Source organism: Georgenia satyanarayanai (assembly GCF_900116375.1).
In the GTDB taxonomy this organism is placed as follows: Bacteria; Actinomycetota; Actinomycetes; order Actinomycetales; family Actinomycetaceae; genus Oceanitalea; species Oceanitalea nanhaiensis.
The window spans coordinates 256,058-278,515 of record NZ_UETB01000003.1; the positions used below are offsets into that span (position 1 = coordinate 256,058).

Here is a 22,458-nt window from a genome sequence, read left to right on the forward strand (position 1 = left end):
CCCCCCTCGTCGTCGAGTACGCACATCCAGTCACCTGGAGCGGCCCGGGAAGCGGTTGCCCGTGACCGGATGTGCGTACTCGGCGGGTGAGGTCAGCGGTCGGTGGCGGCCCCCTCCTCGAGCTCTCCGCCCTCGGTGGCGTCCTCGTCGCCGCGCCCCTCGTCGGCCGTGGGCGCGATGACGGCGGGGTCCTCCCCGTAGAAGGTGCCCCGGTAGCGCGGGCGCATGAGGTTCTCCACCGAGAGGAGGTCGTCGACCTCCGCCTCGGTGAGCAGCCCCCACTCGAGGACGATCTCCCGCACGCCGCGGCCGCTGCGTGCCGCCTCCCGGCCCACCCGGTCCCCGTTGTGGTGCCCGATGATCGGGTTGAGGAAGGTGACCAGCCCGATCGAGCTCATGACGTTGCGGCGGCACACCTCCTCGTTGGCGGTGATCCCGGCGACGCAGCGCCGGTCGAGGGTGTCGCAGGCGCGGGTGAGCAGGGAGATCGACTCGAACAGGGCCGTCGCGATGACCGGCTCCATGACGTTGAGCTGGAGCTGCCCGGCGGCCGCGGCCATCGTCACGGTCGTGTCGTTGCCGATGACGGTGAAGCACACCTGGTTGACGACCTCGGGGATGACCGGGTTGACCTTCGCCGGCATGATCGAGGAGCCCGCCTGCATCTCGGGCAGGTTGATCTCCCCGAGCCCGGCGCGCGGCCCGGAGGACAGCAGCCGCAGGTCGTTGCAGATCTTGTCGAGCTTGACCGCCACCCGCTTGAGCGCGGCGTGCATCGACACGTAGGCGCCGGCGTCGGACGTCGCCTCGATGAGGTTCTCCGAGCGCACGACGGGCAGTCCGGTCACCTCGGCGAGGTGGGCGACGGCGCGCACGGTGTACCCGGGCGGGGTGTTGAGGCCCGTCCCGATCGCCGTCGCCCCGAGGTTGACCTCGAGGAGGAGCGCCTGCTGCCGGGAGAGGTGGAGCAGCTCCTCGGTGAGAAGTGCCGCGAAGGCGCTGAACTCCTGGCCCAGGGTCATCGGCACGGCGTCCTGGAGCTGGGTGCGGCCCATCTTCAGCACGCGCGAGAACTCGTGCCCCTTGTGGGAGAAGGTCCCGGCGAGGGCCTCGAGGCGCGTCTTGAGCCGCTCGACGGCCTGGTGGGTCGCGATGCGCAGGCCCGTGGGGTAGGCGTCGTTGGTCGACTGGCTCTTGTTGACGTGGTCGTTGGGGTGGACGACGTCGTAGCGGCCCTTGGGCAGACCGAGCCGCTCGAGGGCGAGGTTGGCGATGACCTCGTTGACGTTCATGTTGACCGAGGTCCCGGCCCCACCCTGGTAGACGTCCACGGGGAACTGGTCGAGGCAGCGGCCGGTCCCGAGCATCTCGTCGCAGGCCCAGACGATGGCGTCGGCGATCTCCACCGGGAGCGTGCGCAGGTCGCGGTTGGTCAGCGCGGACGCCTTCTTGACCAGGACCATCCCGCGCACGAGGTCGGGCAGGTCGCGCACCCGGGTGCCGGACAGGGAGAAGTTCTCCACCGCGCGCAGCGTGTGGACACCCCAGTAGACGTCGTCGGGGATCTCACGCTGACCGAGGAGGTCCTCCTCGGTCCGGGTGGCAGCCATCAGTTCGGGCGGGTCATCGCGACGACGTCGAGCGAGCTGTCGAGCTGCTCGGGGCTGATCTCCCCGCGCTCGACGTAACCCAGCTCCTCGACGGCCTCGCGGATCGTCGTGCCGTTCTTGACCGCGTGCTTGGCGATCGCCGCGGCGGCCTCGTAGCCGATGACCCGGTTGAGGGGCGTGACGATGGACGGGGAGGACTCCGCGAGGGCGCGGGCCCGCTCGACGTTGGCGGTGATGCCGTCGACGGTGCGGGTGGCCAGCGCGACGCTCGCGCCTGCGAGCAGGGTGATCGACTCCAGCAGGTTGCGCGCGATGACCGGCAGCATGACGTTGAGCTCGAAGGAGCCCGAGGCGCCGGCGAAGGCGATCGTCGCGTCGTTGCCGATGACCTGCGCGCTCACCATGAGCGTGGCCTCGGGGATGACGGGGTTGACCTTGCCGGGCATGATCGAGGAGCCCGGCTGCAGGTCGGGGATGGCGATCTCGCCCAGGCCGGTGTTGGGGCCCGAGCCCATCCACCGCAGGTCGTTGCAGATCTTGACGAGCGAGACGGCGACGGTGCGCAGCGCTCCCGACATCTCGACCGCGCTGTCCTGGGCGCTCTGCGCCTCGAAGTGGTTGGTCGCCTCGGTGAGCGGCAGACCGGTGTTCTCGGCGATCTTCGCGATGGCCGCCGGTGCGAAACCGGCCGGGGTGTTGATCCCGGTCCCGACGGCGGTGCCACCGAGCGCGAGCTCGGCCAGGCGCGGCAGCGCGGCCTCGACGCGGGCGATGCCGTAGCGCAGCTGGGTGGCGTAGCCGCCGAACTCCTGGCCCAGGGTCACCGGCGTGGCGTCCATGAGGTGGGTCCGGCCGGACTTGACGACGTCGGCGAGCTCCTCGGCCTTGCGCTCCAGGGACGCCGCGAGGGTGTCGAGCGCCGGCAGCAGGTCGTGGACGACGGCGGCCGTGGCGGCGATGTGGATCGAGGAGGGGAAGACGTCGTTGGAGGACTGCGAGGCGTTGACGTGGTCGTTGGGGTGGACGCTGCGCCCCAGCAGCGTGCTCGCGATGTTCGCGACGACCTCGTTGGTGTTCATGTTCGACGACGTGCCCGAGCCGGTCTGGAAGACGTCGACCGGGAAGTGCTCGTCGTGCTCGCCCGCGATGACCTGCTCGGCGGCCTCGGCGACGGCCCGCGCGAGGTCCTCCTCGAGAACCCCGAGCTCGGCGTTGGTGAGCGCCGCGGCGCGCTTGACCTGCGCGAGGGCAGCGATGTGGTGACGCGACAGGCGCGTCCCGGAGATCGCGAAGTTCTCCACGGCGCGCTGCGTCTGGGCGCTGTAGAGGGCGCCGCGCGGGACCCGCACCTCCCCCATGGTGTCGTGCTCGATGCGGAAGGCCTCGTCCTGCGTCACTGCTGCTCCAAAACGTGGTGGGCGGGTAACTCGCGGTGCGGGTGGTGCTACTTCTCGTCCAGGTCCTTGCTCAGCAGCTCGGCGAGGGAGTCGAGGACCTCCTCGGCGCGCTCGCCCTCGGCGGTGAGGACGACGTTCTCCTGGTACTTGGCGCCCAGGGTCATGACCCCGAGGATGCTGGCGGCGTCGACGGGCGTGCCCCCCTCCTTGGCGATCTTCACCGGGATGCCGGCCTCGCCTGCGGCCTTGACGAAGAGGGAGGCCGGACGGGCGTGCAGGCCGACCTTCGAGCCGATGGTGACGGTGCGCTCTGCCATGGGAACTCCTACCGGTTGTTGTTTGGCGTGTAGGGGGAGACGACGACCTCGACCCGCTGGAACTCCTTGAGGTCGGAGTAGCCGGTCGTGGCCATCGCCCGACGCAGGGCGCCGATGAGGTTGACGGTGCCGTCGGGGGTGTCGCTGGGGCCGTGGAGGATCTGCTCGAGGGAGCCGACGGTGCCCACGCGCACGCGCTCGCCGCGCGGCAGCTGCGGGTGGTGGGCCTCCGAGCCCCAGTGCCAGCCGCGCCCGGGCGCCTCCTGCGCGCGGGCGAGGGAGGAGCCGAGCATGACGGCGTCGGCCCCGACCGCGACGGCCTTGACGAGGTCGCCGGAGCGGCCCACCCCGCCGTCGGCGATGACGTGGACGTAGCGGCCGCCGGACTCGTCGAGGTAGTCGCGGCGCGCGGCGGCGACGTCGGCGACGGCGGTGGCCATCGGGGTGTGGATGCCCAGGGAGGTGCGGGTCGTGTGGGCGGCGCCGCCGCCGAAGCCGACGAGGACGCCGGCCGCGCCGGTGCGCATGAGGTGCAGGGCCGCCGTGTAGGTGCCCGCGCCGCCGACGACGACGGGCACGTCGAGCTCGTAGATGAAGCGCTTGAGGTTGAGCGGCTCGGCCGTGGACGAGACGTGCTCGGCGGAGACCGTGGTCCCACGGATGACGAAGAGGTCGACGCCCGCCTCGACGACGGTGCGCCAGTGCTGCTGGGTGCTCTGCGGGGAGAGCTTGCCGGCCACGGTGACGCCGGCGGCGCGGACCTCGTGGAGCCGCTGGGTGATGAGCTCTGGGACGATCGGGGCGGAGTAGATCTCCTGCATGCGCCGGGTGACCTCGGCGCCCTCGAGGGTCGCGATCTCCTCGAAGAGCGGCTCCGGGTCCTCGTAGCGGGTCCACAGGCCCTCGAGGTCCAGGACCCCGATGCCGCCGAGCTTGCCGAGGAGGATCGCCGTCGCCGGGCTCATCACCGAGTCCATCGGCGCGGCGAGGACGGGGATGTCGACGTAGTACGCGTCGATCTGCCAGCCCACCGAGACGTCCTGGGGGTCACGCGTGCGGCGGGAGGGCACCACCGCGACGTCGTCGAAGGAGTAGGCCCGTCGTCCCCGCTTGCCTCGGCCGATCTCGATCTCGTTGCTCACGCACGCCAGGTTACCCGGCGGTCGGTAGATTGCGGCTCATGGTCTGCGCGCACCCCTCCGGCCCGTCCCGTCGCCAGGTCCTCACGTGGGCGGGAGCGGGCGCCGCGGCGCTCACGCTCGCCGCGTGCTCGGGCGAGGAGGACGCGCCGCCGCCGGAGCCCGGTGAGCGGCTGGTCTCCCTCGACGAGGTCCCGGTCGGCGAGTCGGTCTCGGTCCGCACGAGCGAGGGCGCCGAGGTCGTGGTCACCCGGGTGAGCGAGGAGGAGGTCGTCGCACTCAGCGCCGTGTGCACCCACCAGGGCTGCACGGTCGTGCGGGAGGCCGAGGACCTCTCCTGCCCCTGCCACGGCTCGCGGTTCGCGGTCGCCGACGGCGCCGTCCTCCAGGGCCCCGCGGAGGAGCCCCTCCCCCGTGTCGAGGTGCGTGTCGAGTCCGGAGCCGTCGTCACCGTCTGACGGCGCTCGGTGCGCGCTCGGCGCGACGGGCGAGAAGGTCAGGGGGCGGGAGTGAGGGCGGGGAGCCACTCGGGCTCGGGCCCGGGGCCGGTGAGGCCCTGCTCGGTCCGCCAGGAGCTGAGCTCGGCCGCCCACTCGCGGTGGCACTCGCGCTGCCACGTGTGGAGCTCCGCCAGGCTGCGGGCGGACAGCTCCGGGAAGGCGCGGACGAGGCAGTCGAGCACCTCCAGCGTGGCGGCGACGTCGACCTCGGCGGTGTGCAGCCGGGCGAGGGCCTCCACCCGGTAGTGCTGGCACAGGTCGACGAGCTTGCGGGCCCCCTCCCGCGATCGGTCGAGAGCCCGGTCGAGGACGAGCGGGTCGAGCACCGGGCCCGGCGCGCGACCGAGCCGCGCGGCGAGCGTGGGCAGCTGCCAGCGGGCGAGCTCGTGGTCCAGCAGCGTGAGGTCGAAGCTGGCGTTGTACGCGACGACGGGGATCCCCGTGCGGAAGGCCCCGGCGATCTCAGCGGCGATCTCCTCCAGCGCCACCCGCGCGACCATCCCCTCGGCGCGGGCGTGGTCGGTGGTGATGCCGTGGATGTCGCTCGCGACGGTGGGGATCTCGACGCCGGGGTCGATGAGCCAGGTCCGCTGCCGGCTGGCGGCAGGCCCGCGCAGGACGAGGGCGGCCGTGACGATCCGGTCCTCGCGCACGTCGACCCCGGTGGTCTCGGTGTCGAAGCCGAGCAGTGGTCCGTCCGTCCAGCCGTCCATGCCCGTCCCCTCACCCACGGTGCGTGCCGTCGTCCATGGCGTCACTGTGCCAGAGGGCACCGACATCACGGGCGAGCCACGGACGCGTCAGCGGGTGTAGTTGGGCGCCTCGACGGTGAGCTGGACGTCGTGCGGGTGGGACTCCTTGAGGCCGGCGGAGGTGATCCGCACGAACGTGCCCTTCTCCGCCAGCTCGACGAGGTCGTGGGCACCGACGTAGAACATCGACTGGTGCAGGCCGCCGATGAGCTGGTAGGCCACCGCGGACAGCGGCCCGCGGTAGGGCACCTGACCCTCGATGCCCTCGGGCACGATCTTGTCGTCGGTGTCGACGTCGGCCTGGAAGTAGCGGTCCTTGGAGTAGGACACCCGCCCGCGGGAGGCCATCGCCCCCAGGGACCCCATGCCGCGGTAGTGCTTGTACTGCTTGCCGTTGACGAAGACGAGGTCCCCCGGGCTCTCGTCGCAGCCGGCGAGGAGCGAGCCGAGCATGACGGTGTCCGCACCGGCCACGAGCGCCTTGGCGATGTCGCCGGAGTACTGCAGGCCGCCGTCGCCGATGACCGGGACGCCGGCCGGCTTGCACGCCTGGGCGGCCAGGTGGATGGCGCTGACCTGCGGCACGCCGACGCCCGCGACCACGCGGGTGGTGCAGATGGAGCCGGGCCCGACGCCCACCTTGACGGCGTCCGCACCGGCGTCGACGAGCGCCTGCGCACCCTCGCGGGTGGCGACGTTGCCGCCGATCACCTGGACGTGGCTGGTCGCGGGGTCCTTCTTCAGCCGCGTCACCATCTCGAGCAGTGCCCGCGCGTGCCCGTTGGCGGTGTCGGCCACGAGGACGTCCACGCCGGCGTCGACGAGGGCCGTCGCACGCTCCCAGGCGTCACCGAAGAAGCCGATCGCGGCGCCCACCCGCAGGCGGCCCTCGGCGTCCTTGGTGGCGAGGGGGTACTGCTCGGACTTGACGAAGTCCTTGACGGTGATGAGGCCCTGGAGCACGCCGTCGGCGTCCACGAGCGGCAGCTTCTCGATCTTGTGCCGGGCGAGCAGCGCGGCGGCGTCGTCACGGCTGATCCCCACGGGGCCGGTGACGAGCGGCATCGGCGTCATGACGTCCCGCACGAGGCGGTCGTCGAACTCCGCACGGTCGATGAAGGCGGTGTCGCGGTTGGTGATGATGCCCAGCAGCACACCGCGCTCGTCGACGACCGGCAGGCCGGAGACGCGGTAGCGCGCGCACAGCGCGTCGAGCTCGGCGAGGGTGGCCCCGGGACCGACGGTGACCGGGTCGGTGATCATCCCCGACTCCGAGCGCTTGACCGTCTGCACCTGCTGCGCCTGCGCCTCGATGGAGAGGTTGCGGTGGAGGATGCCGATGCCGCCCTGCCGCGCCATGGCGATCGCCATGCGTGCCTCGGTGACGGTGTCCATGGCCGCCGAGAGCAGCGGCACGCGCAGCGAGATCTCCTTGGTCAGCCGCGCCGTCGTGTCCACCTCGGAGGGGATGACGTCGGTGGGGCCCGGCAGGAGGAGGACGTCGTCGTAGGTCAGGCCGATGAAGCCGAAGGGGTCTGTCGCGCGGGAGTCACTCACACCCCTGATCCTACGTGCGCGGACCGGTGCGGGTGGAGGTGGGTCTGGTCACGGGACGGTGGCCGCGATCTCCGCCACCGCCGCCGCCGCCGTCCGCACCCGGTGGACGTGCGGCAGCCACAGGGAGGGGCTCTCGTCACCGAGGAGGAAGACGTTGACGTCTCCGCGCTCGGAGCAGCGGGTGACGACGTCCTCCGCGCCCGGCGGGTTGCCGATCACCGCGAGCACGGTGGCCTCACCCTCGGGCAGCCACGCGAGCGGCTCGGCGTCCACGGGCAGGTGCTCGGCTGGCACGACGAGCGCACCGACACCGGCCTCCGCCAGCCCACCGGCGATGACGTGCGCCGCCACGCGATCGGCTGCGGCGGCGAGGACCCGGACCGGCGCCGTTCCGGAGACAGCACGCTCGCGGATCGCCTGCATGAGACCGACCTGCATGACGCCGTGCGGATCGTTGCCCGGGCGCTGGGCGAGGCGGTGGCGTCCCTTGTCGACCATCTCCGCCGCGGGCCGCACGAGGTCGGTCCACACGGCCACCACCCCGGCCTCCCGGGTGGCGCGGCTGAGCATCCGGTGGACGCGCCGCAGGTCCGGCTCGACGGCGGCCGCCGCGAGGGTGAGCGGGTCGAGGGCGAGGGAACCGTCGTCGGCCTCCTCCGCGGGCCCGGTCTCCTGCCCGTCGCGGGAGTCGGCGCTACCGGACTCGGTGGCGATACGAGCGGCGTCGACGGGCGCGACCCCGCGCAGGGTGAGGCGCCGCATCGTCTGGAGGCGGGCGACGTCGTCGGGCGTGTACCGACGGTGGCTGCCCGCCTGGTGCGCCGAGGGCCCCAGGCCGTAACGGCGGTCCCACGTGCGCAGGGTCGAGGCGGCCACGCCCAAGGTACGCGCAACGGCCGCCACGGTGAGGGGCGCAGCGTCCATCCGGGAGTCCCCGCCCGATCCGGGGGTCGCTCGAGCCACCAGTCCTCCTTCGTCGGCCTCGATTCTGCACCCCGGCGACGGCGGGAGCACGTCCGCCGCGCCAGAGCGGCGTGGGGCGCGCACCCCTGCCCCGTTCATGGCGCGCTCCATGCCCGTTCACGGATCGTTATCTGAACTACTTTCGCGAGGGGCTTGAACAATGCATGCATCGGTTGCTAGGTTCATCCTCATTGGCCCCGCGGCACCGAGGTCGCGCACCACGGAAGTGAAGGAGTACGACGATGGCAGAGCTCAGCAGGCTTCCCGGCCCGGTCATGGACCTCTGGGAGTGGCAGTACCAGGGCAAGTGCCGTGAGGCCGACCCGAACCTCTTCTTCCACCCCGAGGGCGAGCGGGGCGGCACCCGGCGTCGCCGCGACGAGGCGGCCAAGGCCGTGTGCGCCGAGTGCCCGGTCATCCAGCAGTGCCGTGAGCACGCGCTCAAGGTCCGCGAGCCCTACGGCGTGTGGGGCGGCCTGTCCGAGGACGACCGCCAGCAGATCCTCACCACCCCGCTGCGCCGCGCGAGCTGACACCACACACCCGTCGTACGACGAAGGGCCCCGGTCAGATGACCGGGGCCCTTCGCTTGTCCTAGAAGGACGTCACTTCTCGACGACGGCGAGGACGTCGCGCGCGGAGAGGATGAGGTACTCCTCGCCGGCGTACTTCACCTCGGTACCGCCGTACTTGCTGTAGATGACGACGTCACCCACGGCCACGTCCACGGGGACGCGGTTGCCCTTGTCGTCCACGCGGCCGGGGCCGACGGCGACGACGGAGCCCTCCTGGGGCTTCTCCTGGGCGGTGTCCGGGATGACGAGGCCAGACGCGGTGGTCTGCTCGGCCTCGAGGGTCTGCACGACGATGCGGTCCTCGAGGGGCTTGATGGAGACCGACACTGCGGACCTCCCCTTCGCATAGGTGAGTAACGGAACAAGGTCAGGTCGCACCGTCACCGGCGGGCCGCCGTCGCGGGGGTCGGCCCGTGGTTCTGGTGCAGTCACGGGGCCCGGGGGCCACCGCACCGCCAAATCTATGCCCGCGTTAGCACTCGGTCAAGGCGAGTGCCAACGAGTCGGGGACCTACGATCGTCGGGTGGACGCCCGTGCGCTGAGCAAGCTGCTCTCCCCCGAGGGCTGGGCCCTGCTGGGCCAGCTGCCGCCCTACGACGAGACGACCGCGCTGCCCCTGTCGAGCGCCCTGCGCGACCGGGGCCTGGACCCCGAGCTCGTCGCCGCCGCGATGACCCAGTCGCGGCTGCGTGCGAAGGGACGGGCCAAGTTCGGGGAGTTCGCCGACGGGATGATCTTCACCCAGGCGGGGCTCGAGCAGTCCACCCGCCTGACCGTCGCCGCGCACCACGCCGCACGCTTCGCGGCGGCCGGCGCCACGCGGGTGGCCGACCTCGGCTGCGGCATCGGCGGGGACGCGATGGCGATGGGCGCCCTCGGCCTGCCCGTGCTCGCCGTCGAGCTCGACGAGCTCACCGCCGCCGTCGCGACCGTCAACCTGCGCCACTTCCCCGAGGTCACCGTCGTCCACGGGGACGCGCTCGCCACCGACCTCGACGGCGTCGACGCCGTCTTCGCCGATCCCGCCCGGCGCACCCGCGGCGGGCGGCGCGTCTTCGACCCGAGCGCCTACTCGCCGTCGCTCGACGACGTCCTCGCCCTGCGCGAGCGGGTGCCCGCCCTCGGGCTCAAGGTCGCCCCCGGGATCCCGCACGCCGGGCTGCCCGCCGACGCCCACGCCCAGTGGGTGAGCGTGGCGGGCGACGTCGTCGAGGCAGGCCTGTGGTTCGGGCCGCTCGCCCCCGAGGGCCCGGGGCGCAGCGCCCTCGTGCTCGACCGCGACGGCCACGCCCACCGTCTCACCTCTGAGGTCGAGGCCGCCGACGCTCCGGTGCGGGCCGGGCAGGTGCGGGACCTGGACCACTACCTCTACGAGCCCGACGGCGCGGTCATCCGGGCCGGGCTCGTCGCCCTCGCCGGGGAGGAGGTGGGCGCGGGCCTGGTGGCCGAGTCGATCGCCTACCTCACCGGCCCGCGGCTGGCCCACACCCCATTCCTCAGCGCCTACCGCGTGCTCGACTCCTTCCCCTTCGCGCTCAAGACGCTGCGGGCCTACCTGCGCGACCGGCAGGTGGGGACCGTGACGATCAAGAAGCGGGGCACGGCCGTGGAGCCCGGGCAGCTGCGCCGCCAGCTCTCCCCGAGCGGCCCGAACGCGGCGACCATCGTGCTCACGCGGGTCGCCGGCAGGCAGAGCGTCATCGTCGTCGAGCCCGTCGCCGCCCCCCGGTAGCAGCTGCAGCGGTCCAGTGGCGGCGCATCGCGCCCGTGGACGGCATCATGGCCTCATGGAGATCGACTTCGCCCCGTCGGCGCGTTCGACGGTCGGGATCGAGTGGGAGCTCGCCCTCGTCGACGTCGACTCCGGGGACCTGCGTCAGGTCGCCCCGACCGTGCTCGAGGCGGTCCGTCCGCCCGGCGCGGACGCCCACCCCCACATCCACCCCGAGCTGCTCCTCAACACCATCGAGGTCGTCTCCGGCGTCGCGACGACGGTGCGCGGGGCCGGCGCCGACCTCGCGCGGACCGTCGACGAGCTGCGCGCGGTGCTCGACCCGCTGCGCGTGGACCTCATGTGCGCCGGCACGCACCCCTTCGCGCGCTACGACTTCCAGCGGGTGACGAACAAGGAGCGCTACGCCACGCTCATCGAGCGGACGCAGTGGTGGGGCCGGCAGATGGTCATCTACGGCGTCCACGTGCACGTCGGCATCGAGGACCGGCGCAAGGTCCTGCCGATCCTGCGCGCGGTGCTGTGCTACCTGCCCCACCTCCAGTCCCTCGCCGCCTCCTCCCCCTTCTGGGCCGGGCGGGACACGGGCTACGCCTCCAACCGCGCGCTCCTCTTCCAGCAGCTGCCGACGGCGGGGCTGCCCCAGGTCTTCGACGAGTGGCACGAGCTCGAGTCCTACGCGCGCGACATGCTCCACACCGGCGTCATCGACGACCTCAACGAGATCCGCTGGGACATCCGGCCCGCGCCGCACCTGGGCACTCTGGAGATGCGCGTGTTCGACGGCGCCTCCAACCTCGCCGAGGTCCTCGCCCTCGCGGCACTCGTCCACTGCCTCGTCGAGCACTTCTCCACCATGCTCGACGACGGGGAGGAGCTGCCCCGGATGCCGCAGTGGTTCCTCCAGGAGAACAAGTGGCGCTCGGCGCGCTACGGCATGGACGCCATCGTCATCCTCGACGCCGCCGGCAACGAGCAGCTCGTCAGCGAGGCCGTCGCCGAGCTGCTCCCCCGCCTGGAGCCGGTCGCCGAGCGGCTGGGCTGCCTCGAGGAGCTCGACGGCGTCCGGACGATCCTCGCCAAGGGCGCCTCCTACCAGCGTCAGCGCCGGGTGGCCCGCCGCCACGACGGCGACCTCGACGCCGTCGTCGCCTCCCTCGTCGCCGAGATGCGAGCCGGCCGCCCCTTGTGACCGGCTGCGCCCGGACGTGCGCGATGACCTACCCGCTTGTCCTCCGAACTCCCCCGTCGGCGCACCACTGGATGAGGAGAAGCGGCTAGCTCGACGGAGTCGGGCGGGTGAGAGTTCAGGGTGCCGGACTCAGGGCGGGCTGCTGGCCGTCGACGGCCGGGCGCCGCCCGCGCACGGAGGGCAGGGTGTAGAGCCCGGGCACCTGGCGCGTGACCCTGTGCACGCCGAGGCTGAAGAGGATCGCACCGACCGTCAGCACCGGGGGGAGCACCGGGGCCGCCCATCCGAGCCGAGCGGCGACCGGCTCGAGCAGCGCGGACAGGACGACGATCGGGTAGAAGTGCAGGACGTAGATCGGGAGCGTGCGAGTCCCGAGGAACTCCAGCCACCGCATGCTTCTCCGCCTGCTGAGCGCCACGGCGAGCGTGACACCGAGGACGACTGCCAGGCAGCTCACGCCGAGACGGACCCCCGGCACCCACATCACATCCGCCGCGGACACCGCCGCCGAGACCGCGAGGTAGCAGGCCGCGGCCACGACCGCGTGGCGCGGGCGCACCCGCGTCGCCACCTGCCGGAACCTCCGCCCGAGGAGCGCGGCCGCCAGGAAGAAGACGAAGTACTCCGTCATCTTGTTGAACGTCATGTTCCCCGTGTCGAGGCCGCCGGCACCGAAGGCGAGGGACACCAGGGTCGCGAGCGTCAGCTGCGTCCACACCGGTAGCCGGCGGATGGCCCACGCGGCGAGGAAGTACAGCGCCAAGGAGTAGATGAACCAGGTGCTGGTGCTCGCGTGCGGCCACACGAGGACCAGGGCGAGCTCCCGCCAGGTCGGCACGTGGTTGAGGTTCGGCAGGATCTGGAACGCGAGCGTCCAGACGAAGGACCACAGGACGTAGAGCCACAGCAGCAGGAGGACCCGCCGGGAGACCATGCGGCGCAGGTCCAGTGACAGCGCCTTCGCGGCGAAGATCCCGGCGGTGAAGAAGAACAGCGGCATCCGGAAGGTCGTCAGCGCGCCGCCGGCCTCCGACCAGGACCAGGCAAGCCCGACGTCGTCGAGGAAGAACGCCGCGTGGTACAGCACGACGAGGACGATCGCGCCGCCCTTGGCGACATCCACCCAGCCCTCACGAGGCGTGGAGCCTGTAGTCATGGCGGCGACACTATTGACCATCGACGTGGCCGCCGGGGTGACCGGCGGACCGAGGACGAACGGCGCGGGGTGAGCCCGGGGTGAGCAGTCCGCCGCTCCACGCCCCGTCGGACGGTGCGACGCGAGCGGCAGGCGTCAGGCGCGGACGGTCGTGAGCGGCATCCCCGAGTCGGCCGGGATGCCCGCCGCCGAGGGAGCCACACCCGAGCGGAGCATCGCGGAGCCCAGCGCGGCGATCATCGCCCCGTTGTCCGTGCAGTAGCGGATCGGCGGGATGCGCACCTCGATGCCGTGCACCGCGCCCCGCTCGGCGGCCAGCTCACGCAGGCGGGAGTTCGCCGAGAACCCGCCGCCGATGACGACGGTCCGCGTGCCGGTCCGCTGGCAGGCCGCGAGGGTCTTGCTCACGAGGACGTCGGCGACGGCCTCGGAGAAGGAGGCGGCGACGTCGGCGGCGGGAAGCTCCTCCCCCGCGTCCTCGACGCCCTCGACGTACCGGGCGACGGCCGTCTTGAGGCCGGAGAAGGAGAAGTCGTAGGGGTGGCGGACCGCGTCCTTGCCCCTGGACAGGCCGCGGGGGAAGCGGATGGCGGTCCGGTCGCCCTGCTGGGAGAGGCGGTCGACGTGCGGGCCGCCGGGGTAGGGCAGGCCGAGGAGGCGGCCGACCTTGTCGAAGGCCTCACCGGCGGCGTCGTCCAGGGTCTGCCCGAGCTCGACGACGTCGGTCGCGATGTCGCGCACCTCGAGCAGGCTGGTGTGGCCGCCGGAGACGACGAGGCCGACGAAGTGGTCGGGGAAGGCGCCGTGGACGAGCTCGTCGACGGCGATGTGCCCGATGACGTGGTTGACGCCGTAGAGCGGACGGTCCAGCGCCAGGGCGAGCGACTTCGCGGCGGCGAGACCGACGGTGAGGGAGCCGACAAGCCCCGGGCCCGCGGTGACGGCGACGGCGTCGACGTCCTCCAGCCGGCAGCCGGCGGCGTCGAGGGCGGCGTCGAGCGTCGGGACGAAGGCCTCGAGGTGCGCGCGGCTGGCGACCTCGGGGACGATGCCGCCGAAGCGGGCGTGCTCGTCCATGGAGGAGGCCGTCACGTCGGCGAGCAGCTCGCGGCCCCTCACCAGGGCGAAGCCGGTCTCGTCGCAGCTCGTCTCGATGCCGAGGACCAGGGGTTCACTCACCCGTACAGGGTAGTGCGCCCACCAGTCGGCAACACCTGTGGCCGGCCTCACAGCGGCCCGGTGGATGGTTCCCCGCACCGGCGGGGTTGCCGTCGACATGACCACCGACGTGCTTCCCCCGGCCGACCTGCCCCGCGCGATCTTCCACGACGCGCGCACGACCAGCTCCTTCACGCCGGAACCGGTCGACGTCTCGCTCGTGCGCGAGGTCTACGAGGCGGTGCGGTGGGCCCCGACGGCGATGAACGGGCAGCCGCTGCGCCTCGCGGTGGTCGAGTCCTCCGCCGCCCGCGAGCGCCTCGTGGCCCACCTCAAGGAGGGGAACAAGGCCAAGACGCTGGCCGCGCCGCTCACCATCGTCGCCGCCTGCGACCCGGACTTCCACGAGCACCTCGACGTCCTCGCCCCGCACCGCGCCGGGGCCCGGGAGAAGATGGCCGGCGACCCGCAGTTCCGCGAGTCCTTCGCCCGCACGAACGGGCTCATCCAGCTCGGCTACCTCATCCTCGGCCTGCGGGCCGCCGGCCTGGCCGTCGGGCCGATGACGGGCCTGGACGCCGCGGGCGTGGACGCCGCGCTCTTCGCCGACTCCGGCTGGCGGACGATGGCGGTCCTCAACGTGGGTCACGGTGCGAGCGACGAGCCCGGTGCCGTGCACCCACGCGCCGGTCGGCTCGACTTCGAGACCGCCGCCGTCGTCCTCTGAGTGACTACGGGGCGGCCGTGAGGTCGCCCTGGCCCGTGCGCAGGGTCAGGCGCATGACGACGGCGTCCTCGTCGCCGTAGTAGCGCGGCCGGGTGCCGATGGGCGCGAAGCCGGCGCGCTCGTAGAGCCGCTGCGCCCCGGTGTTGCCCGCCCGCACCTCGAGGAACACGTGCCTGGCCCGCGCGACGCGCGCCCGCTCGATCAGGTCGGCGAGCAGCGCGGCGCCGGTGCCCCGCCCGCGGTACCCGCTCGCCACACCCACGGTCATGACCTCGGAGTCCTGCGCGAGCGCGATCCCCGCGTAGCCGACGACGACGCCGTCACTCTCCGCCGCGACGTAGTACCGGCCCGGCTGGCCGAGCTCGGTGCGGTAGACCGCCCGGGACCACGCCCCCCGACCGAAGAGCTCGTGCTCGAGCTCCATGACCCTGTCGAGGTCCTCCTCCCGCAGCGGCCGCAGGATCACGAGGCGCGCTTGCGCGCTGCCGCCGGGGTGACGTCGGGGCGGCGCAGGTACAGCGGCTCGGTGCCGAGCGCCACGGCCTCCCCCGCCTCCGCGCGGGCCAGGCGCGCCCGCACGACGCGGGCCAGGACGGCGGCGTCCACCTCGTCGGGGGTGCCGGGGGTGGGTGGCAGGACGTCGCCGTACAGGAGGGCGCCGGGACCGGCGACGACGACGGGGCCCTCGTCCACCGCCGCGTCCACCGGGTCGGCGGCCAGCTCGGCGGCCGGCCCCACCCGGGGCCCGGACAGCAGCTCGACGTCGTCGCTGCCGAGCGCGCGGAAGCGGGCCGAGTAGACCTCCTTGCGCCGCGCGTCCCCCAGGACCAGGACGGTCGAGCCGGGGTGGAGGTCGAGGACCTGGCGCGCGAGCGCGTCGAGGCTGCTGACGCCGTGGACGGGCACCCCGCGGGCCCGGCCGAAGGCCAGGGCGGTGACGAGGCCGACCCGCAGGCCGGTGTAGGGCGCCGGCCCGGTGCCGACGGCCACCCGGTCGACGTCGGTGGCGCTCAGCCCGGCCGTCCCGAGGACCTCGGTGACGAGCGAGGAGAGGCGCTCGGCGTGACCACGGTGGTCGGCGCTGCGCGCGCGGGCCAGCACCCCGGCGTCGTCGTCGTGGAGGGCGACCGCACTGCCGGCGGAGGTGTCGATGCACAGGGTTCGCACGGCACCCAGGGTAGTCCGCCGCGGGCGGCCCTCACCCCTCGGGCCGCTCCTGGCGAGGACCGTCGCCGTCGCCGTCGCCGTCCTCGGGCGGGGGCGCCATCCCGGCATGGACGTCGGCCGCGATCCGGGAGTCCGCCTGCCGGTACTGCCGCAGCAGGAGGATGGCGACCCCCGCACCGGCGAGCACGATGACGCCGATCGGGATGAGCGGGGACAGGGTGCCGCCGTCGTCCTCGGTGGTGCTCGGGACCGCCGCCGGCGGCGCCTCCCCGCGCCACGCGGCGAGGAACTCCTGGAAGACCTCGGCGGGCAGGGAGCCCTGGAGGACGCTGCGGGCACCCTCGGTGAGCGGCCACACCTCACCGTCGAGAAGGCCGAACCAGCCCTCGACCGTGTCGTCGCGGATGACCACCGTGCCCGAGGGGACCTCGTGGAGCGCGGCGGCGAGCTCGGCGTCCTCGGTGACGTCGAGCAGCTGCAGGGAGCCGTCGGCGGCACCGGCGCGGACCACCCCGACCGCCTCGGGAGCCTCGGCCCCCCTCCGGACAGCGGCGGCGACCCACTCCTGGACGGGGGTGGCGGGGACCTCGGGCTCCTCGCCGGCGACGTACGCCTCGTTCCACGTCGCGACCCGGCGCGCGGGTCCCAGCGTCAGCTCCTCGCCGAGGTCGGCGACGGCGTCGCCGCCCTCCTCGGCGAACCAGTCGGAGACCTCGGCGGGCACACCGGTGGCCGGGGCGCTGGGCGGCGGCTCGCTCGGTCCGTCCGTCGCCGCGGTGGCGACCACCGGGTGGAGCAGGGCGGCGGCCGCGAGGAGCAGCGTGACCAGCCGGCGGCTGGTCACCGGCCGGCCCCGGTCGTGTCCACCGGGTCGCCGAGGGCGGCGGTGAGGTCGACGTCCTCCCAGCGTGGGCCGTGGGCGTGGATCGTCACGGTGCGGGCGCCGGCGTCGGCGACCTCCTCGGCGTCCCGCAGGCCGCCGCGGGGCCGGCCCACCATGATCTCGAGGCGGTCCTCGGCCAGTCCCTCGACCATGCCCTCCCCCCACTCGACGACGGTCACGGAGTCCTCCAGGGAGCTGTCGAGGTCGAGCGCGTCCACCTCGGCGAGGGACTGGAGGCGGTAGGCGTCGACGTGGACGAGGTCGGGCCCCTGCCCCAGGTTCGGGTGGGCGCGGGCGATGATGAACGTCGGCGAGGCGACCTGCCCGCGCACCCCGAGCCCGGCGCCGATGCCCTGGGTGAGGGTGGTCTTGCCGGCGCCGAGGTCCCCGGTGAGGACGACGAGGTCGCCCGCGCGCAGGAGTCCGGCGAGCCGGCGCCCGAGCTCGCGGGTGGCCTCGGGGTCGGCGGGCTGCCAGGTGCTCATCGGGGGTCCTCCTGCGAGACGTGGGTGCGTGGGATGCGGCTGCCGAGCCGGGTGACGATCTCGTAGCTGATGGTGCCGGCGGCGTCGGCCCAGTCCTGCGCCGTCGGCACGCCGTCGCGGGCGTCGCCGAGGAGCACGGCGAGGTCCCCGACCGACACGTCACCGCCGTCGGGCCCGAGGTCGACGACCACCTGGTCCATGCTCACCCGCCCGGCGAGCCGGCCGCGGTGCGCGCCGATGCGGACCGGCCCGGCGTTGCCGGCGTGGCGGGGGATGCCGTCACCGTAGCCGAGCGGCACGAGCGCCAGCCGCCCGGCCGACGGCGTGGTGTAGGTGTGTCCGTAGCCCACGAGGGTGGCGGCGGGGACGTCCTTGACGTGGATGACCTCCGCCTCCAGGCGCAGGGCGGCGCGCAGGCCCAGCGCGACGGCGTCGGCGACGTCAGGGGCCGGCGAGAGCCCGTAGAGGGCCAGGCCCGGGCGCACGAGGTCGAGGCGCGTCCCGGGGTGGAAGAGGGTGCCCGAGGAGGCGGCGAGGTGGCGGACGGTGGGCCGCAGCCCCGCCCGCTCCGCCGTGGCGACGGCGTCGTGGAAGGCCGCGAGCTGGGTGGCCGTCGTCGGCTCCGCCGGCTCGTCACCGCGCGCGAGGTGGGACCACACCCCGACGACGTCGACGGTGCCCTCCGCCGCGAGACGGGCGGCGTGGTCGACGAGCGCGGCCCACTGCTCGGGCCGGGCGCCGCCGCGCGCCATGCCGGTGTCGGCCTTGAGGTGGACGCGGGCGGCGCGGCCGGTGAGACGGGCGGCCGTGGCCAGCTCGTCCAGGGCCCACGGCGCCGACGCCGAGAGGTCCAGGTTCGCGGTCAACGCCTCGGCGAGCGGGGCCCCGGGGCCGTAGATCCAGGTGAGCAGGGGCGCGTCGATGCCCGCGGCGCGCAGCTCCAGGGCCTCGCCGAGCTGGGCCACGCCCAGCCACGTCGCACCGGCGGCCAGGGCCGTGCGGGAGACGGGGACGATCCCGTGCCCGTAGGCGTCCGCCTTGACCACGGCCATGACCTCCGCGGCGCCCGCGACGGCGCGCAGCCGCGCCACGTTCGCGCGGATGGCCGCATGGTCGACGACCGCCCGCGCCGGGTAGTAGCTCACGGTGCCGAGTCTGCCACGGTGCCGCGCAGCCTCAGCGGTCCGCGAGCAGCGCGGCGACCACGCCGGGAACGGCGTCGGCGACCTGCAGGGCGGTCACCGGGCCACCGCCCGCGGCGCGGGCCCCGGCGCGACCGTGGACGAGGGCGGCGGCAGCGGCGAGCTCGGCGGTGAGCGCGCCGTCGGGGTCCCGGCCGGCGGCGAGGTCCTCCCCACGGACGGCGAGCAGGGCACCGAGGATGCCGGCCAGGACGTCGCCGGTGCCGGCGGTGGCCAGCCACGGGGTCCCGTCGGCCTGGCTGAGCACGGTCCCGCCGGGGGCGGCGACCACCGTGGTGGGGCCCTTGAGGAGGACGACGGCGCCGGTTCGGGCGGCGGCGCGGCGGGCGAACGCGAGGGGCGCCGCCTCGACGTCGGCGCGGTCGGTGTCCTCCCCGCGGGCGGACAGCAGGCGCGCCAGCTCCCCGGCGTGGGGCGCGAGGACGGTGGTGGGGGCGAGCCGGTCGGGGGCGAGGGACAGGGCGCCGGCGTCGAGCACGGCGGGGACGCCGTCGTCGAGGGCGCGCTGGAGCGTGTCACGCACCTCCTCGGCACGGGCGTCGTCAGCGGGGTCGATGCCGCTGCCCAGCGCCCAGGCCTGGACGCGTCCGCTGCCGACCACGACCTCGGGGAAGCGCTCGTGGACCAGCCGGGTCACGGCGTCGGGGCCGAGGTAGCGGACCATCCCGAGCCCGGTGCGCAGGGCGCCGGCAGCGGCGAGGACGGCGGCTCCCGGGTAGGTGGTCGAGCCCGCGACGAGGCCGAGCACGCCGCGGGTGTACTTGTGGTCCGTGGCCACGGGCGCGGGAAGGAGGTCGGCGACGTCGGCCGCGGTGAGGCGGGACAGCGCCGGCTCACCGAGGTGGGGCCCAAGGCCGATGTCGACGACGACGACCCGCCCCGCCAGCGCCTCCGCGGGCCGCACGAGGAGGCCGGGCTTGGCGGCGCCCATCGTCACCGTGACGTCAGCGCGCAGGACGGGGCCGGGCACGGTTCCGTCGTCGGTGCCGAGACCGGAGGGGACGTCGACGGCGACGACGGTCGGCTCGTCGGGCATCGCGGCGCGCCGGTCCTCGAGGGCGGCGACGACGCCGGCGAGGGGCTCACGCAGGCCGCCGCGGGCACCGATGCCGGTGAGGCCGTCGACCCACACGCCGGCGCGGTCGGCGAGCACGGCGAGCTCCTCCCGGCGGGGGCGGCCGGCGTCGTCGAGGACCTCACGGACGTGGACGCCGGCGGAGCGGGCGGCGGCGAGGGCGCGCTCGTGCGGCCGGTCGGTGCACAGTGCGGCGACGACCTGCAACCCGCGCCGCGCGAGGTAGCCACCGGCGTACAGGGCGTCCCCGCCGTTGTTGCCCCCGCCCACGAGGAGCAGCACCGTGCTCCCGCTGCGGCGTGCCCCGAGCCGCCGCAGCTCACGCAGGACCTCGGTGGCGACGGCGAAGGCGGCCTGCTTCATGAGCTCGTCGGTCGCGGTGGAGGCGAGCAGCGGCGCCTCGGCCGCCCGGACCGCCTCGGCCTCGTACGCACGGATCATGCCCTCATTGTGTCGTGTGCCCCCGGACCCCGCCCCCGAGCCCCAGCCCCAGCCCGAACCCGAGCCCGAGCCCGAGCCCGAGTCCGAGCCCCCACGCCCTCCCCCACCGTCGAGCGCTCAGTTGTTACCGGCGGCGGCACGCCGCAGCAGTGCGACCTCTCATCGCCAGGAACAACTCAGCTCTCGGCGGAGAGGAGGGAGGGAGGGAGGGAGGGAGGGAGGTCAGCGCTCGGCGAGGACCATGGCGGAGGCGATGCCGGCGTCGTGGGAGATCGACAGGTGCCAGGTCCGCACCCCGAGCTCCTCGGCACGCGCCAGCACCGAGCCGCGGACGTGGACGACGGGCGCCCCGCCGACCACACGCTCGACCGTGCAGTCCTGCCACGACATCCCGCCCGGCGCGCCGAGCGCCTTGGCGATCGCCTCCTTCGCCGCGAAACGGGCGGCGAGCGACGCGGGCGGCAGCTCGCGCTCCTCGGGCGTGAACAGCTTCTCCCGCAGCCGCGGGGTGCGCTCGAGCGTGAGCATGAAGCGCTCGACGTCGACGACGTCGATGCCCACCCCGACGATGCTCACTCGACGGTGACGGACTTCGCGAGGTTGCGCGGCTGGTCGACGTCGTAGCCCTTGGCCCGGGCCAGCTCGCCGGCGAAGATCTGCAGCGGGACGACGGACACGAGCGGCGTCATGAGCGTCGGGGTGGGCGGGTAGCGGAAGACGACGTCGGCGAAGGGGGTGACGTCGTCGTCGCCGTCCTCGGCGATGACGAGGGTGCGGGCGCCGCGGGCGCGGATCTCCTGGATGTTGGAGATGACCTTGGCGTGCAGGGTGGGCCGGCGCGGGGTGGGGACGACGACGAAGACCGGCTGGCCCTCCTCGATGAGCGCGATCGGGCCGTGCTTGAGCTCACCCGCCGCGAAGCCCTCGGCGTGGATGTAGGCGAGCTCCTTGAGCTTGAGCGCGCCCTCGAGGGCCACCGGGAAGCCGACGTGGCGCCCGAGGAAGAGCACCGAGGTGGTGTCCTTCATCGCCCGCGCGACCTCGCGGACCTCCTCCTGGCGCCCGAGGACCTCCTCGATCTTCGCGGGGATGCGTCCGAGCTCGGTGAGGTAGTCGGCGACCTCCTCGATGTACTTGTTGCCGCGCAGCTGGGCGAGGTACAGGCCCAGGAGGTAGGTCGCGGTGATCTGCGCGATGAAGGCCTTCGTCGACGCGACCGCGACCTCCGGCCCGGCGTGCGTGTAGAGCACGGCGTCGGACTCGCGGGCGATCGTCGAGCCGTAGGTGTTGACGACGGCGAGCACCTTCGAGCCCTGCTCGCGGGCGTGGCGCACCGCCATGATCGTGTCCATCGTCTCCCCGGACTGGGAGATCGCCACGACGAGGGTCTTCTCGTTGACGACCGGGTCGCGGTAGCGGAACTCGTGGGCGAGCTCGACCTCGACCGGGATGCGGCACCAGTGCTCGACGGCGTACTTCGCGACGTGACCGGCGTAGGCGGCGGTGCCGCAGGCGACGACGATGATCTTGTCGATGCTCCGCAGGATCGTCTCGTCGATGCGCAGCTCGTCGAGCTTGAGGCGCCCCAGCTCGTCGGTGCGGCCCAGCAGCGTGTCGGCCACGGCCTGCGGCTGGTCGTGGATCTCCTTGTCCATGAAGGAGTCGAAGCCGCCCTTGACGGCGGCCGCGGCGTCCCACTCGACGGTGAAGGCGCGCGGCTCCACCGGCTGCCCGGCGGCGTCGACCACGCTCACCGAGTCCCCGGTGATGGTGACGACCTGGTCCTGGTCGACCTCGAGCGCGGACTTCGTCTGCGAGACGAAGGCGGCGACGTCGGAGCCGAGGTAGTTCGCGCCGTCGCCCAGGCCGATGACGAGCGGGGAGTTGCGGCGCGCGGCGACGATCGTGCCCGGGTGGTCGGCGTGCACGGCGAGGAGCGTGAAGGCGCCCTCCAGCCGCTTGGTGACCTCGAGCATCGCGGCGGTGAGGTCACCCGCGTAGGTGCGCCCGAGCAGGTGGGCCACGACCTCGGTGTCGGTCTGCGAGGCGAGGACGGCGCCGTCGGCGAGGAGCTCGTTCCTCAGCTTGGCGAAGTTCTCGATGATGCCGTTGTGGATGAGCGCCAGACGCCCGTCCCCGGACAGGTGCGGGTGGGCGTTCTCGTCGGTCGGCGCGCCGTGGGTGGCCCAGCGGGTGTGCCCGATCGCGGCGAGCGTCCCGGGCAGCGGCTCGCGCTCGAGCTCGTCGAGCAGCCCCTGGAGCTTGCCGGCCTTCTTCCGCACCGCGAGGCCCCCGTCCGCGACGGCGGCGATGCCCGCGGAGTCGTAGCCGCGGTACTCGAGACGGGCCAGCCCGTCGAGGACGACGTCGGCAGGCGGGGTGCCTGCGGCCGAGACGGACACTGCTCCCACGATTCCGCACATGGGTTC

At 73.7% G+C, this 22,458-nt stretch carries 23 protein-coding genes; 5 read left to right on the forward strand and 18 right to left on the reverse strand.

The window, feature by feature from the left end; translation table 11 throughout:
- Positions 1-92: 92 nt before the first annotated feature.
- The 4 genes from aspA to DSZ44_RS06940 are packed head-to-tail and all read right to left on the reverse strand — an operon-like array spanning position 93 to position 4,466.
- The gene (gene aspA / locus DSZ44_RS06925; RefSeq protein WP_110851939.1) at positions 93-1,613 is read right to left on the reverse strand and encodes an aspartate ammonia-lyase; all 1,521 of its coding nucleotides are present in this window, start codon (positions 1,611-1,613) and stop codon (positions 93-95) included.
- Positions 1,610-3,007, reverse strand: a complete 1,398-nt coding sequence (locus DSZ44_RS06930) for a class II fumarate hydratase (protein ID WP_258369290.1) — start codon at positions 3,005-3,007, stop codon at positions 1,610-1,612. The genes aspA and DSZ44_RS06930 overlap by 4 nt, the downstream gene beginning before the upstream one ends.
- A 47-nt stretch (positions 3,008-3,054) precedes the next feature.
- Positions 3,055-3,324 carry an HPr family phosphocarrier protein gene (locus DSZ44_RS06935; protein WP_110851875.1) on the reverse strand — a complete coding sequence of 90 codons (270 nt, stop codon included), beginning with the start codon at positions 3,322-3,324 and terminating at the stop codon, positions 3,055-3,057.
- Positions 3,325-3,332: 8 nt separating this feature from the next.
- Positions 3,333-4,466 (reverse strand): GuaB3 family IMP dehydrogenase-related protein, encoded by a 1,134-nt coding sequence (locus DSZ44_RS06940; RefSeq protein WP_110851876.1) that lies wholly within the window; start codon positions 4,464-4,466, stop codon positions 3,333-3,335.
- 38 nt (positions 4,467-4,504) lie between these two features.
- Between DSZ44_RS06940 and DSZ44_RS06945 the strand changes: the two genes are divergently transcribed.
- Positions 4,505-4,921: a QcrA and Rieske domain-containing protein gene (locus DSZ44_RS06945; RefSeq protein ID WP_110851877.1), complete on the forward strand. Its 417-nt coding sequence runs from the start codon at positions 4,505-4,507 to the stop codon at positions 4,919-4,921.
- A 38-nt stretch (positions 4,922-4,959) separates the two neighbouring features.
- Here the strand turns inward: DSZ44_RS06945 and DSZ44_RS06950 are convergent, their stop codons facing one another.
- The 3 genes from DSZ44_RS06950 to DSZ44_RS18745 form a co-directional block, all read right to left on the reverse strand.
- Complete coding sequence (locus tag DSZ44_RS06950; RefSeq protein ID WP_110851941.1) at positions 4,960-5,676, reverse strand: exonuclease domain-containing protein; 717 nt, start codon at positions 5,674-5,676, stop codon at positions 4,960-4,962.
- A gap of 87 nt (positions 5,677-5,763) precedes the next feature.
- Positions 5,764-7,281 carry an IMP dehydrogenase gene (guaB, locus tag DSZ44_RS06955; RefSeq protein WP_502530281.1) on the reverse strand — a complete coding sequence of 506 codons (1,518 nt, stop codon included), beginning with the start codon at positions 7,279-7,281 and terminating at the stop codon, positions 5,764-5,766.
- A 39-nt stretch (positions 7,282-7,320) separates the two neighbouring features.
- Positions 7,321-8,235: a MerR family transcriptional regulator gene (locus DSZ44_RS18745; RefSeq protein WP_258369291.1), complete on the reverse strand. Its 915-nt coding sequence runs from the start codon at positions 8,233-8,235 to the stop codon at positions 7,321-7,323.
- Positions 8,236-8,477: 242 nt separating this feature from the next.
- Between DSZ44_RS18745 and DSZ44_RS06965 the strand changes: the two genes are divergently transcribed.
- Positions 8,478-8,768 (forward strand): WhiB family transcriptional regulator, encoded by a 291-nt coding sequence (locus DSZ44_RS06965; protein WP_110851879.1) that lies wholly within the window; start codon positions 8,478-8,480, stop codon positions 8,766-8,768.
- Between the two features lie 72 nt (positions 8,769-8,840).
- On the opposite strand, the gene groES is transcribed toward DSZ44_RS06965, so the two are convergent.
- Positions 8,841-9,137, reverse strand: coding sequence for a co-chaperone GroES (gene groES, locus DSZ44_RS06970; RefSeq protein ID WP_152187742.1), 297 nt, complete (start codon positions 9,135-9,137; stop codon positions 8,841-8,843).
- Positions 9,138-9,334: 197 nt separating this feature from the next.
- On the opposite strand from groES, the gene DSZ44_RS06975 reads away from it, so the two are divergent.
- Positions 9,335-10,543, forward strand: a complete 1,209-nt coding sequence (locus DSZ44_RS06975) for a class I SAM-dependent methyltransferase (RefSeq protein WP_110851880.1) — start codon at positions 9,335-9,337, stop codon at positions 10,541-10,543.
- Positions 10,544-10,598: 55 nt separating this feature from the next.
- Entirely contained in the window at positions 10,599-11,735 is a 1,137-nt protein-coding gene (locus tag DSZ44_RS06980) for a glutamate--cysteine ligase (protein WP_110851881.1), read from the forward strand.
- Between the two features lie 115 nt (positions 11,736-11,850).
- On the opposite strand, the gene DSZ44_RS06985 is transcribed toward DSZ44_RS06980, so the two are convergent.
- Entirely contained in the window at positions 11,851-12,891 is a 1,041-nt protein-coding gene (locus DSZ44_RS06985) for an acyltransferase family protein (protein ID WP_181424553.1), read from the reverse strand.
- A gap of 135 nt (positions 12,892-13,026) precedes the next feature.
- Positions 13,027-14,070: a tRNA (adenosine(37)-N6)-threonylcarbamoyltransferase complex transferase subunit TsaD gene (gene tsaD / locus DSZ44_RS06990; protein ID WP_110851883.1), complete on the reverse strand. Its 1,044-nt coding sequence runs from the start codon at positions 14,068-14,070 to the stop codon at positions 13,027-13,029.
- 97 nt (positions 14,071-14,167) lie between these two features.
- Between tsaD and DSZ44_RS06995 the strand changes: the two genes are divergently transcribed.
- A complete protein-coding gene (locus DSZ44_RS06995) occupies positions 14,168-14,776 on the forward strand; it encodes a malonic semialdehyde reductase (protein WP_181424554.1) in 609 nt (202 codons plus the stop codon).
- 4 nt (positions 14,777-14,780) lie between these two features.
- Here the strand turns inward: DSZ44_RS06995 and rimI are convergent, their stop codons facing one another.
- From rimI to glmS, 8 genes are all read right to left on the reverse strand, one after another.
- Positions 14,781-15,242: a ribosomal protein S18-alanine N-acetyltransferase gene (gene rimI, locus DSZ44_RS07000; protein WP_220035117.1), complete on the reverse strand. Its 462-nt coding sequence runs from the start codon at positions 15,240-15,242 to the stop codon at positions 14,781-14,783.
- Complete coding sequence (gene tsaB, locus DSZ44_RS07005; protein ID WP_110851885.1) at positions 15,239-15,943, reverse strand: tRNA (adenosine(37)-N6)-threonylcarbamoyltransferase complex dimerization subunit type 1 TsaB; 705 nt, start codon at positions 15,941-15,943, stop codon at positions 15,239-15,241. The genes rimI and tsaB overlap by 4 nt, the downstream gene beginning before the upstream one ends.
- A gap of 31 nt (positions 15,944-15,974) precedes the next feature.
- Positions 15,975-16,787: a hypothetical protein gene (locus DSZ44_RS07010; protein ID WP_110851886.1), complete on the reverse strand. Its 813-nt coding sequence runs from the start codon at positions 16,785-16,787 to the stop codon at positions 15,975-15,977.
- On the reverse strand, positions 16,784-17,311 hold the full coding sequence (tsaE, locus tag DSZ44_RS07015) for a tRNA (adenosine(37)-N6)-threonylcarbamoyltransferase complex ATPase subunit type 1 TsaE (RefSeq protein WP_110851887.1): 528 nt from the start codon (positions 17,309-17,311) through the stop codon (positions 16,784-16,786). Before tsaE ends, DSZ44_RS07010 begins: the two co-directional genes overlap by 4 nt.
- Entirely contained in the window at positions 17,308-18,456 is a 1,149-nt protein-coding gene (gene alr, locus DSZ44_RS07020; protein WP_110851888.1) for an alanine racemase, read from the reverse strand. Before alr ends, tsaE begins: the two co-directional genes overlap by 4 nt.
- 31 nt (positions 18,457-18,487) lie before the next feature.
- Positions 18,488-20,029 (reverse strand): NAD(P)H-hydrate epimerase, encoded by a 1,542-nt coding sequence (locus DSZ44_RS07025; RefSeq protein WP_110851889.1) that lies wholly within the window; start codon positions 20,027-20,029, stop codon positions 18,488-18,490.
- A gap of 222 nt (positions 20,030-20,251) precedes the next feature.
- Entirely contained in the window at positions 20,252-20,605 is a 354-nt protein-coding gene (locus DSZ44_RS07030) for a holo-ACP synthase (protein ID WP_220035118.1), read from the reverse strand.
- Positions 20,602-22,452: a glutamine--fructose-6-phosphate transaminase (isomerizing) gene (gene glmS / locus DSZ44_RS07035; protein WP_110851890.1), complete on the reverse strand. Its 1,851-nt coding sequence runs from the start codon at positions 22,450-22,452 to the stop codon at positions 20,602-20,604. The genes DSZ44_RS07030 and glmS overlap by 4 nt, the downstream gene beginning before the upstream one ends.
- Positions 22,453-22,458: the final 6 nt, after the last annotated feature.